Below are 12,066 nucleotides of genomic sequence, written 5' to 3' on the forward strand. Positions count from 1 at the left end.
TCGCAGGATTGAATAGAGGGGCGTATCGCGCTAGTCGGTCGATTGCCAAAACGGGTCGTTCTGCCAGTCAGGAGGGAAGCCCATGGCTGTCATGTTGATTTCAGCGAACTCGCCCAGCAACTCATGCAAGCGCTTATCCCAACTGGTGTGCGGGCTGACCCGGCGCATCAGCAGGTTCAGGATGCTCAATACCGTGAACATACGGGCATGTTGTCCCGGATTTTGCAGGTGTTGCGGCCAGAGGAAGTTGACCGTTTTGGGTAGTTCAGGACGAATGCCAAGCTCTCGATTCCACAGCCGTGCGTGATGCGCGCAGATATTACGAATGGTCGTCAGAGTATGCAGCCAAGACTGGAGCAATGGACCGGGAAGAGCCATACGTCGAGCGATGGCTTTTTTGTCGGCATCGCGCGCCAGACCTTTGAACAAGTGCGAGAGCTCGCCAAGCGTGATCTCCTCCATCGCAGCCCAGGCAGGCATGAGCTCGGGAGTGTTGTAGGTCAACGCATAATGCCGTGCATAGCTTTCTTTGGCCCGCAGGCTTTTTAGTTGTGCCTTTCGAGCATCAGGCGCTTGAGATGCGTCGATCCTCCGGCATTCGCGTGTGTGGTCCTGGCGCGCCTTTTCCTGCTTGCCGTGAATGCTTTCGAGTAATACCTGGTGACGATAATCGCGCTGGAAGAAACGCGTCTCCAGATACCAGTGAGCCCCGTATTCAGGCCCCATGTGGTTGCTGATGGCAGCTCGTGCCGCGACTTCAATGCGTTCAAGTGCATCGATGACCAGAAGCCTTAGGCGGCGGTCGAAATCGTACAGCCGGGTGAGTTCTTTCAGACGTGTGCCGGGTCTGAACCCGTGCTCAACGTCTTCCGAAAGCTGGAAAGGGCGCATGTAAGGTGTAAGGCGAAAAAAACTGACTGCTTCTAGGAAACAGTGCGCCTTGCCTTCGTCCTGAATGGTGAGCCCACGCTGTTTGAGCAGGTCCAACTGCGCAGGGATATCAATGGCGGGCTTATTGAAAAGCTTCATGCTGAAAAACTACCGGGCATAAAAAACCCGCTCAATTTGTGCTTAGCTGCCGAAGCGACCATAGGCATGGCGGGTGTGTTGCGTGAGAGGTTATGCACAGATGCACGGTTTTGCAAGATATTTGGCACTGCTGTGACAAGCGGGTGCGGCGTTTTGCAGGATGTTTTGGATGTCTGCTGACCTGCCTCGGCCCAATGCTTTTTCGTATGATCTGGCGTTGGAGCAAGTGTCCTCTGTCCTGGGACCGAGGACACTGACTGCCGGGATTTCTTTGAGCCGTCAAGTATCATCCAGCCGCTGACCACAAGTTGTCGTTCAAGGCGTCCAGCACCTGATCCAGTTTCCCGCCAAGATTACGGTCCAGACCTTTTAGGCCTCCATCATTCCTGAACGCGTCACTGACTTGCTGCTGATCAATCACGACTTCGTGCACCAGTTGTTTGGCAAGGCGGTCCAGCCAGCGGCGTTGCACGGGTGTCCAGGATTGCAAGGCATAAATCTTCTGCATGGCGTTGGCGACGCGCTGATCAAAAGGCAGCAAAGCTTCGCCGATGGCGGCTTGTCGGATGTAGCCGATGATGCTGGCGGCTATTTCCTGATTGGTTTGACTACGCCATGCGCTTTTCAAGCTGGCTTCGCTGAAGCCGTGCTGATCGAGCAACAGCCGCACTTCTCGCAAATGCTCGCGGGTCAGATCTTTTGGACGGTTGACGACTACGCCAAGCGCCGCGGACTGGTTGAGCTGCTTATGAATAAATTCATTGAAGCTTTCCAGATAGTCTGCGGGTTTCTGGTACTTGCCGTAGCTTTGCTCACGCACCATCAACTCGTCGGCATGGTTGGAGATGACCGGGTATTTGTACGAACCCAGCAGTGCGCTGACGGCAGCCAATTGGTTGAGCAGTTGGGTATGTTGGCGCACAAAGTTGGCTGCTTGTTGCGGACCGAGTTCATGCAGGTAGTTGTGGAGTTTGGCCGGTTCAACCCCCCAGGCATCCTGCAGCTCATCGAGTTTTTGTTTAAGGCTCGGTTTGTTTTCGGCTTTGTGTTGAGCTTTTCGCAGGATGCGCATGACGCGTTGGCTCAACTGGTCGAGAACGTCATGGGCGTGACTGTTACCTTCCTGACTGCCGGGCGCGTCGTGGCTTGCATCGCCGGTGAGTTCGCTGACCAGCTGCTCCAGGGAAATGTCGGGGTTCTTCACCAGCGGCTTCATGGTGTCGACTGCTTCGAGGCTGGCATAGAGGTCTACGGGGTCGTAGATGCGGAATACGGTCTTGCCGATTTCGTCGCAACGGCGAGTAGCGCGGCCCTTCATCTGCTCATAGAGAATGCGCGAGCGCACGCGGCGCATGAACACCAGATTGCAGATTTTCGGCACATCGATGCCGGTGGTTAATAGGTCGACGGTAATAGCAATGCTGGGGTGTGGCTCATTCTTGTATCGACGAATCAGTTGCTCAACTTTATCGCTCTGGCCGGTAATGATGCGCACAGTGGCTTCGTTGTATTGCTCGCCATAGGCGGCCTTGAAGGCATCATCAAGCAAAGTTTTCACGCGTTCTGCATGGGCCTGGCTGACGCAGAAAATCATGGTCTTTTCTTCGCCGAATGGGTCCAGTTCATTGGCCAGTTCGTCGCAGATGACCTTGTCAAAAGCGGGTGTGATGACGCTCCTGTTGAACGACTCGATGTTGAAGGTCAGTTCGTCGTCCAGCTCTGCTACGTCGACTTCGCCGGTCTGGATGTTGATGACGCTGACTGATTCGCCCTTTTCAAACCGTATGCCGTGTTTGCTGAGCTGGGTTTCATAGCGGATCGGTGGCTCGTGATCTATCAGCCAGTCATCGGCAACCGCTTCCCTGTAGCTATAGGTGAATACCGGTTTACCAAAAATTTCGCTGGTGTGTTTGGCCGGGGTAGCCGTAAGGCCGATACGGCAAGCATCGAAGTAATCGAGCACGCGACGGTATTGCGATAGGTATTGGCTGTGATCGCGCACGGCCAGTTCACCTTCGGTCATTTCCTGGTCGAGCGTGTAACCCCGGTGAGCTTCGTCGACAATGATGCAATCGAATTCGCCCACGGACGGTGGCGTATCAGAGCGGAAAATACGGCTGACCATGGCTTGCACAGTGGCGACCTGAATGCGGGTCTCCGCTTCTGCGGCCATGTCGCCGAGCTCCTTGATGTCGTAGATTTGCCCCAGTGTGTGATTTTGCTCAAGCGTGGTGTCGTTGAACGAGTCGATAGCCTGCTGACCAAGGGCGCTGCGGTCGACCAGAAACAGAATGCGCTTAAAGCGTTCGGTCTTGAGGAAGCGATACATCAGGCCAATGATCGTACGGGTTTTACCGGTACCCGTGGCCATGGCCAGCAGGCAATCGCGCTGGTTGTCAGCCAGCGCCTGTTCTACCGCCTGGATTGCGTTCTCTTGGTAGTCACGCAATTTGAGGTAGGCAAAACCCTCGGCGGCTAGTTTTGCCTCGGCGTCGGCCTTGCTGCGTTTCAGTAGGTCGAGCAGGTCGTCTGGCGTATGAAAGTCTGGCAGCGGTCGACGCGTATTGGCGGGGCTGCGCAAATCGCGGAACCAAGTGCCGGACTGTTCTGCGAGTTGCTTGATAAACGGGCGGCCGTTACAGGCGAAGGCAAAAGGCACGCGGAAATGGCCGCCATCACCGTCACTCCAAGGCTGTGACTGACCTGCGTGCAGCCAAGGTTGCAGATGTTCGGTGATGAGGCTGAAATCGCGGGCATAGCGCTCGGCCTGGGGGATGCGATCGGCAATGTTGATACGCTTGCGTTTGGCCTCGACGATGGCAATCGGCATCAAACCCGCAAACAGTACATAGTCTGCGCATGCTTTGGGGCTGCTGGTAGGCCACTCAGCAATGGCCTTGTTCTTACCTTTTTCAGGGCGCGCTCCTTTGCTGTACGTCAGGTCGAGAGAGTCAGCGTCCCAGCCGGCATCAATCAACTGCTGATCAATCAGGATACGGGTAAGGTCTTCTGAGAGATCAAAGCTGCTGCTGGCTTGCTGGGTTTTTTTGGCAACCTGTTTGCTGGCTTGGGGCTGCGCGGCCAGTTGTTGCTGTAGCGCCTTGAGGCTTTTCTCATGCTCGATGCGCATTCTGTTTAAAGCAGCTTCATGCTCGGAGGCCAACTGCTTGTGGCTGCGCGACTCGGCGTCCATCTGCTCGGCGAGTACGGCGTACTCTTCTGCTTCGCGTTTAAGCAACTCGGCAAGCTGCTGATTACTCTCCAACTGCTGACTGGAATCGCTGAGCTGTGCTTTTAGCTGTTCGATCTGGCTTTGCAGATCGCGGAGCGGAATGCTCGGGTCGCTAGGCGTGACGAAGGCGCCGGGTTTAAAAGACTGAGCGTTTTTACCGAAGGACTGGTGATACCAGATGGCCAAGGCGCGAGCGACCTTTAGCCCATCGATTGCTTCCCGGTGTTGGGTGCGAAAACCGTGGGTAGCTTTGTTTCCTTCAATGCGCAGGGTATGAAACAGACTGCGGATGTTCTGATCCAGCTGAATCTCACGGCTAAGTTTGTAAAGCAGGTCGGACTGTGTGGTGTGGTTATCAAATTCGATACCCGCGCGGCTGGCCAGGTCTTGGGCCAGAGCTTCACCGAGTTGGCGCAGCTTTATCAGAGTGGTATTCGGATCGCTAGCGAATGCCTGCTCGGCTGTTCTGGCAAGCTGCAGGAAGACGGGGTCGTGTTCCTGGAGAAATGCGAAGTTACTGCTGGCTGCCATGGTCGATCCTTCGGTTGCGTTCCACTCTATACGCTAAGCCTGCTCTCTAAAGCGCAAGCTGCGGTAGCTTAACCAAGGTGAACCGGGTTTGGATATGTCATTGGGCTATTCGTCTCAATCCACACATAGCCAAACGCTTACACGCGATAGAGAAAAACTGCCATTTGCAGACCTGCCCGACAGGCATAATCTTGGATCCAACCACTGACGAGCAGGGAGCCCGTCAGGATCAAGGATGATCGACCATGAAAGGATACTGCCGACAGGGAGTTGGAATGGTACTGGACAAAAAACCCGCTTCGGCGGGTTTTTTATTGGGGGTGAGAATCATTTTTGCGCCGATTGAATTTAAGTGGAGATTCAGGTTAAGACCTGCGCCTGACGACCGATAACCACGGCATGGCCGCACTGCAAGTGGCCCTCCGAGCGCGTCCACATGACATTCATTCGCAACCCACAGCTAGCGCGAGACAATCTTTACGCTTTGCTGGTTTTCTACCTGTTTTCCATCTTTTTGCTGGCCATTGCGTGGGAGTTCAAGCTCGAGGCTGTCGCTATGGAGCTGTTGGGCTTGCCGTATGACGGCGACTTCGAAACATCTGAGCGCTGGCGTTTTATTCTGACGTCGACCGGTTTTGCGGTATTGGCGATGGTTGTGCCTTTCATCCTCCTGAGGCGCTTGATAAATCGTCTGAATCTCAGCTACAACAATCTGGTTGTGGCCCAGGCGCATAGCGACTCGCTGGCACGTCACGATCCTTTATCCGGGCTGCTAAACCGCCGGGTATTTCACGAGCAATTGGTTTCGCGCCTGGAACAGCAGGATGTAACCACAGCGGTATTCCTGATCGACCTCGACAAATTCAAAGCTATCAATGACACGCACGGCCACGCCGCTGGCGACGGTGCCATCTGCGCTGTCGCGGACACCCTGCGCGGAGCGACTGCTGGCTGGCATGCGGCATTGGCAAGATTGGGTGGGGATGAGTTTGCGCTTGCTGTCACCGGCGATTTCAGCCGCCTTGAGTTAGCAAAACTGGCGGAGAGTATCCTGACTCAAATTACCGGTGCGGTCACAGGTTTACCTGGGGTAGCGTTCAGCGCAACCTTGGGTATTGCCGTGTCGCCCCTGGACGGCACGGCTGCCGAAACCTTGCTACAACGAGCTGACAGCGCCATGTACCGGGGAAAAAACAGCGGTCGCGCCGTGTTTAATTTCTATGAAGCCAGTTTTGAGCAAGAGCAGCTTGAACGCATGCGTTTCGAGCAGGAGCTACGACAGGCCATTGAAGAGCGGCATATCCAGCCGTTCTATCAGCCCATCGTGAGCCTTCCTGAACAACAATTGGTAGGGTTCGAGCTACTCGCCCGATGGGTACACCCCGAACGCGGCATCCTGATGCCCCAGGATTTCATACCACTGACCGAACAGTTAGGCCTTATCAAACCGCTCACTGAAAGCCTGTTGCTTCAGGCCTTCACCGAAGCGCGCGAGTGGCCTGGCGCCCTGACGCTGGCGGTCAACGTTACTTCTTCAATGATCGAGAGCATCGACTTTCCTGAATGGCTGAAGCATCTGGCCTTCAGGGGGAACTTCCCGCTGAGTCGTCTGGAGGTGGAGGTGACTGAAAATGCCCTGGTAGCCAACGTGGGCAGTGCGCGGTTGAATCTAGAGCGCCTGCGTGCAATCGGAGTCAGTGTAGCTCTCGACGACTTTGGTACCGGTTATTCGGGGCTGTATCACCTGACGCAGTTAGCTATCGATAAGATCAAGATTGACCGGTCTTTTTTCGACACATCACTGGATAATCAGAGCGAAATGGTCAAAGCCATTCTCGCTTTGGGCAAGAGCCTGCGCATGCAAATTACTGCCGAAGGTGTGGAGCATGAGCAGTTGGCCGATTGGCTGGCCAAGCATGAGTGCGATTTTGCCCAAGGCTACCTATTTGGCAGAGCGCTACCGCTAACACAGGTGACAGCGCTCATGGCGACGGATCAAACTGCCGGGCCTCTAAGGGCGGGTTGACTCGTCTACCCGGTGGCAGGGAGTGGCTGAACTTCTGTTATCGCTGGGCTGGCGGCAGAAATATTGTCAATCCGCCAGCCAGGCTTTTCGCCACGACAACAGGTGTTCTTCCCTGAGCATCCAGTTATCAAGTACCACGCTGCGTAGGGCATCTCCTGCCCCGGCGTTGGCGTCGGGTTCAGCGAGATGTTCGCGAATAGCGGCAATCCAGTCTTTTGGCTTGGTCCTGACCCGGGTCACCGGCAAGTCACCGCGATAACAAAGGATGTCCGAGCAGATCACCGGGAAGCCACAGGCGCCGTATTCCAATAACCGTAAATTGCTTTTGCATGCGTTGAAAAAATTGTCTTCCAGAGGTGCCAACGCCAGGTCCAGGTTCAAGCCGGCCAGGTGTGCCGGGTATTTCTCGATATTCACGCCCCTATGAAACTCGTGGACATAGGGACGCAGTGCCGCTGGACACATGCCCATAAACACCCATTCCACTTCCCCTGCCAGTTCACGAACCACTTCGGCAATGACTTGCAAGTCATCGCCGTGGCTCGAGCCGCCAGCCCAGCCGACCCGCGGTTTACGCCCTCGTTGGCGATGGGCGGTCAGGCCGCTCCACCACTGGCTTGGCAGGCGGTTCTCTACCACGCGAATGTCGGCGTTAAAACCTTTCAGCGCATTGGCCAGTGGCTGGGTCGATACCACCAACCGGTCGCACAGACCCACGGCTTTTTTCAGGCGCTTGGCGATGTCTTTGGGAAGCAGTTCGCGGGTTCCGTGGCCGGTGGGCACGTCGAGAATGTAGTCATCCAGCTCGTAAACCTTGAAGGCCTTGGAGAATGTCTTGGCGTTCTGGATCATTTCCAGTTGAGGTGTTGTGAATTGTCGCTGGAAAATGATCGTGTCTGGCGCCAGGCGCTCCAATTCTACGGGTTGACGCAGCCAGTCGCTCACAGTGCCCTCGACCAGCCGCGCGGCTTTCAGGGCAGCGAAAGGCTGGCGCACCCGATAATGTCCGCTGCCGAAAGAGTCGCCGGGGTAGCACAGCGCGTAAGGCAACGGACGACTGGCGAACGGTTGCCAGCCGCCTTCGCTACGGGATTCGTGCGCAAAGCCGCTGCCTTCCAGGGTCAGGTTGCGGTTGTAGGCCGGGTCGTTGGCGAGCTGCGGCAGCCAACGCTGGTACATCACCGACTGTTCGCGTTTGAAGCGTTCGCGCTTGGCTTCCAGCTTGGTCGTGTCAACCTTGTTCTGGCTCACGTTGGCTTCGTGCATGAGCACCGCATAAGGCGTCCAGACAATCAGTTGTCCGGCTTGACCGACTTTCAGGCACAGGTCTACGTCGTTATAGGAAACCGCCAGGCTAGCCTCGTCCATTCCGCCCACCTCGCGGTACAGTTCGGTGCGGATCATCAGGCAGGCAGCGGTTACTGCACTGTAGTTCTGGTCAACCTGCAAACGGTGAAGGTAGCCGTTGGACTGCATTGGGTCGCCGACGAATGGGTGGTCTGCCACGCCGCGCAAGCCGAGTACCACACCTCCATGCTGAATAGTCCCGTCGAGAAATAATAACTTGGCGCCGACTATCCCCACTTCCGGCCGCTGAGCGTGATGGAGCATTGCGCCAAGCCAGTCCCCATCAATGACGGCGGTGTCATTGTTGAGCAGCACCAGGTAATCGCCATGCGCATGGCTGACGGCAAAATTGTTGATCGCCGAATAGTTGAAAGGGTGAGGGTAGCGCAGGATACGCACCTTGGCGTTGTTCAGGCGCTCCATTCCCGCGAGCCAATCCCGGGCTTCGGCGGTTTCACTGTTGTTGTCGACGATGATTAGTTCGTAGTTCGTGTAGCGTGTTTTCTCCATTAGGCTTTCGATGCAGCGCATCAGTATCGGCAGTTGGTCCTTGGTGGGAATCACGATGGACACCAACGGCTGCCCGGCGTGTTGGTAAACCACCCGGTTGACCATCGGCAACGGTCCAGCGTGCAGCTCATGAGCCACGCCCAGGCGCTGCAAGTGCGCCTCGACGACAGCCGCGGAGTGCGCAATGACTTGGCTTTCGCCGAGCCACTGGCCGAAGTTGATTACCTGATGCACCAGCACTTCAGCGAGGTGTCCGATGGTGCCCAGCCCATGAGTTTCAACTAGCCGATAGAGCAGGTCATGGGGCGCCAGTTCGGCGAAGGCGGGATCGAAGCCATTGGCACCTAGCGCGGCCTCGCGGCTGAAGGCCAGGGCTCGACCGACATACGGATAACTGCGCAACAGGTCCAGGTTCAGGTCCGGTTTGAATACCGGGTCCTGGCATCCGGTTGCGGTCAGCGAGTCTTCATCGCTATAGCAAGCGCTGACGCCGGGGTTCAGGGCGATGCCCTCGGCGAGCAACAGCAGCGCGTGGGGGGCGAGTTGGTCGCCGCCCCGTAGCAGGTAGCACCAGTCGGTCTGGATTTCCTGCAGCAGCTCATTGAGCTGGCTCGGCCAGGACTCCGCCAGCGGTAGCCAGACCAGATTGTCGGTCGGCACCACCCCTACCGGTTCGGCATTGGATAGCACTACGATGGCGGCCGCCCCGTAAAGCTGGCGGTGAATGCTTTCCAGACTGGACCGCAACAGCGCAATGTCACCGGTGGTATCCGTCAATACCAACAACACATCCGGTTGCCTCGGCCAGCTCGCAAGCCGCGCCGGCAAACCTTCTAACTCGGCGGCAGCCAGTTGCCGGGTGTCCAGCCAGCGCCGATACAGGTTGATATTGCGCTGCTGTTTGCCTGCATCGGCTAGTACACCGAAAAAGCGTTCAAAGGCGTTTGCCAGGGTGCCGTTGAGCTCGCCGCGCTCAGTTTCGAAATCTTTGCCCGTCAGGTGCATCCTTTCCAGGGGGGCCAACGCTTCAGTACGCACGAAGAACATGGAGCCGGCAAAAAAATCCGCGTCGTTGATTCGTTGTGGGTCAATGCCGGCACGTTCGGCCAGGGTGACCAAGTGCCTGCGGTCGCTTTCATCAAGGTTTTTTGTGACCGGCAGCCGGTATTGCTCGGTGCCAAGCATCGGATGGTGCGCCGGGTCGGCAAGGTATTCTACCGACCGGCGGAAGCGTACGGGGCTGAGTAATTCATCGAAAAGGTCATGGGCCCAGGCGTTCTCCACGCCAAAGCGCGCCGGGCGCTTGGTATGCAGTTTGATCAGTGTGTGGATGTTATCGGCACGTAAAAACGGCAGCACCTGCAGAAATGGCAAAACATCCCTCCCGTGATCGGGCACCCGGTACAGCGAATAACTCAGTCCGCTGGCCGCTAGCTGGGTACGTACCGTATCGTCACGGCCGGCCACGCATGTTATGTAGAGGTGCAGGCGCTCTTGCAGATGAATCAAACGGACCAAAATGTCTCGCAGCACATCGGGTTGACAGGCATGGATGACCACGCCGACTGGCGGCTCGCCGCCTTCCAGAGAGGGATGCTCCATGACCAGCACTTCTAGCTCCTTGACCAACGGGTCATTACACCGCGTACGATCTTGCATACCTTCCCTCTAGCGTCTGAATTAGCCGAGTTCCAATGAAAAAGTTCTTGTTTTTTGCTGTGACATAAATAGCCGAAAAACAACGCTATAGCCTGATTGCAACCCGCTGAGTTCTTCATGTCAATGAAGTTATCAGCCATGTCGAGATGGGCTGTCGTGATAGGGACTGATCAGAAATATATGGCGGGCGTGGTGTGTCGTGCTATTGCCAGGCAGATATTTTGGTGCGTCCTCGGTAACGGCCGTCATGGCGTTGAACATCATCGGACAGGGGAGTGCCTGAAACCCGGAATAGTTAAGCTATCAAGTAGATTCTCGGACGGGGCGGGATTATTTAGGACAATTAAAAAGCCGGCTTGTGGCCGGCTTCTCAAGGACGAACTTGGTTTGTTTTTGGCAAACCGTGCTCGCCTTTAACAGGTGCGCTCAGCGAGTGGCGCTAATTAGGATGGTGACGCAGGTTAGGTTTCAGCCTGGCGTAACCGTCGGCGTCGGAGCGGGGTGTGCTTCGGGCCGGGATGGCGCAGAGGATACTGATGTTCGCGGTGCTTGCCCAGTCTTGAAACACTTTGACTTTGGCATTGTGGATTTCAGGTTGACAGCGTCCAGCCTTGTCGTCGGAATGCCGCCCAGACCAAGCCTCGCCCACAGAATCGCAATCATCCCGACAGGCATGCGAGGTAATCTCAGGAGGGTCAAGGTCCTGTGGGAGATTCTATGTTGGCCTGCAAACACAAATCCGTGGGAGCGAGGCTTGCCCGCGATAGGGCCACCACGATTCAGCAGGTTCAACGCGTTATCGTTCATCGCGGGCAAGCCCGGCTCCCACATAAGATTGCGCTCTTCCGTAGGACCGGCTTCAGCCGGGAGGGCGTCGGTACATTCGCTAAATTTTCTTCGTCAGAAATACCGCTCTCCCGGCTAAAGCCGGTCCTACGAGGTCAAGAGCTCAGGAAACAGGGGATTTGCGCCGGACCAACCCCTCACCGAAACGCTATCCCATGCCGCCGCGTATTCAGCGTCGACCACCAGAACACCCAGCCCAAAACACGGATGCCTTGTTGCTCGATCTGTTCTGCCGTGAACAGTTCGTCCGGGTATTCGGCGCTGTTGTGGCTGCGCAGGCGCAGGCCGTTGCCGGGGAGGCGGTAGAGGTATTTCACGCGCAGCATGCCGCCATGCTCCAGGGCGTACATTTCGCCGTCGATGATGCGGGTCAGGCCGCGGTCGATGCCGAGCACGGAGCCGTCTTGAATCTTGTCCGCCATGCTGTTGCCAACCATGGCGACGCAGATGGCGTGGTCGATGTTGATGTTCATGCTTTGCAGCACGTGCAGCGGCAGGCGGACTTTCTTGCCGGGGGCTTCGGCGATGAGGGTGTCGCCGGTGTCCGATTCTGTTTCCTTATAGACCGGCACTTCCACGTCGCTGCGCAGCGAGCTGCGGTTGGCGTGACGGGACGCACCACTGTCGCCGCCATTGTTTTCATTGGCCGAGTCGCACGGGTGCTTGGGGCCTTCGCCCGTGCGCAACCACCGCGCGTTGACGGTTAACAGTTCAGCCACCTCGTCCAGCCGGGCCATGGGGATGCCGCGCTTGAACCAGTTGTTCACATGCTGAGGCGTGACCTTCCGGTTGGCGGCGAAGTCCGTGGCTGAGAGATGGCACTCCCGCAGGAGGGCGCGTAGTCGATCACCTGATGTATTCATGACCCCGAGTTTACGGCGCTCGT

The 12,066-nt window shown here is 56.7% G+C and carries 5 protein-coding genes; 1 reads left to right on the top strand and 4 read right to left on the bottom strand.

Going from position 1 to position 12,066, the window contains the following annotated elements:
• Positions 1–30: 30 nt before the first annotated feature.
• Positions 31–1,029, bottom strand: a complete 999-nt coding sequence (locus tag H8S59_RS07685) for an Abi family protein (RefSeq protein WP_187521024.1) — start codon at positions 1,027–1,029, stop codon at positions 31–33.
• Positions 1,030–1,315: 286 nt separating this feature from the next.
• Entirely contained in the window at positions 1,316–4,792 is a 3,477-nt protein-coding gene (gene hsdR, locus H8S59_RS07690; RefSeq protein WP_187521025.1) for a type I restriction-modification system endonuclease, read from the bottom strand.
• 436 nt (positions 4,793–5,228) lie between these two features.
• Here hsdR and H8S59_RS07695 point away from each other — a divergent pair, with 436 nt between their 5' ends.
• The gene (locus tag H8S59_RS07695) at positions 5,229–6,818 is read left to right on the top strand and encodes a putative bifunctional diguanylate cyclase/phosphodiesterase (RefSeq protein WP_187521026.1); all 1,590 of its coding nucleotides are present in this window, start codon (positions 5,229–5,231) and stop codon (positions 6,816–6,818) included.
• Between the two features lie 66 nt (positions 6,819–6,884).
• Here the strand turns inward: H8S59_RS07695 and H8S59_RS07700 are convergent, their stop codons facing one another.
• Both H8S59_RS07700 and H8S59_RS07705 read right to left on the bottom strand, forming a co-directional pair.
• Complete coding sequence (locus H8S59_RS07700) at positions 6,885–10,334, bottom strand: glycosyltransferase (RefSeq protein ID WP_187521027.1); 3,450 nt, start codon at positions 10,332–10,334, stop codon at positions 6,885–6,887.
• 983 nt (positions 10,335–11,317) lie between these two features.
• The gene (locus tag H8S59_RS07705; protein ID WP_187521028.1) at positions 11,318–12,043 is read right to left on the bottom strand and encodes a LexA family transcriptional regulator; all 726 of its coding nucleotides are present in this window, start codon (positions 12,041–12,043) and stop codon (positions 11,318–11,320) included.
• Positions 12,044–12,066 lie beyond the last annotated feature (23 nt).

The sequence above is a fragment of the Pseudomonas folii genome, from assembly GCF_014357575.1.
Taxonomy (GTDB): domain Bacteria; phylum Pseudomonadota; class Gammaproteobacteria; order Pseudomonadales; family Pseudomonadaceae; genus Aquipseudomonas; species Aquipseudomonas folii.

Bases quoted from the DNA above. Each gene is read 5' to 3' on its own strand.
- H8S59_RS07705 (WP_187521028.1), bottom strand. From the start codon at position 12,043: ATGAATACATCAGGTGATCGACTACGCGCCCTCCTGCGGGAGTGCCAT.
- H8S59_RS07685 (WP_187521024.1), bottom strand. From the start codon at position 1,029: ATGAAGCTTTTCAATAAGCCCGCCATTGATATCCCTGCGCAGTTGGAC.
- hsdR (WP_187521025.1), bottom strand. From the start codon at position 4,792: ATGGCAGCCAGCAGTAACTTCGCATTTCTCCAGGAACACGACCCCGTC.
- H8S59_RS07700 (WP_187521027.1), bottom strand. From the start codon at position 10,334: ATGCAAGATCGTACGCGGTGTAATGACCCGTTGGTCAAGGAGCTAGAA.
- H8S59_RS07695 (WP_187521026.1), top strand. From the start codon at position 5,229: ATGACATTCATTCGCAACCCACAGCTAGCGCGAGACAATCTTTACGCT.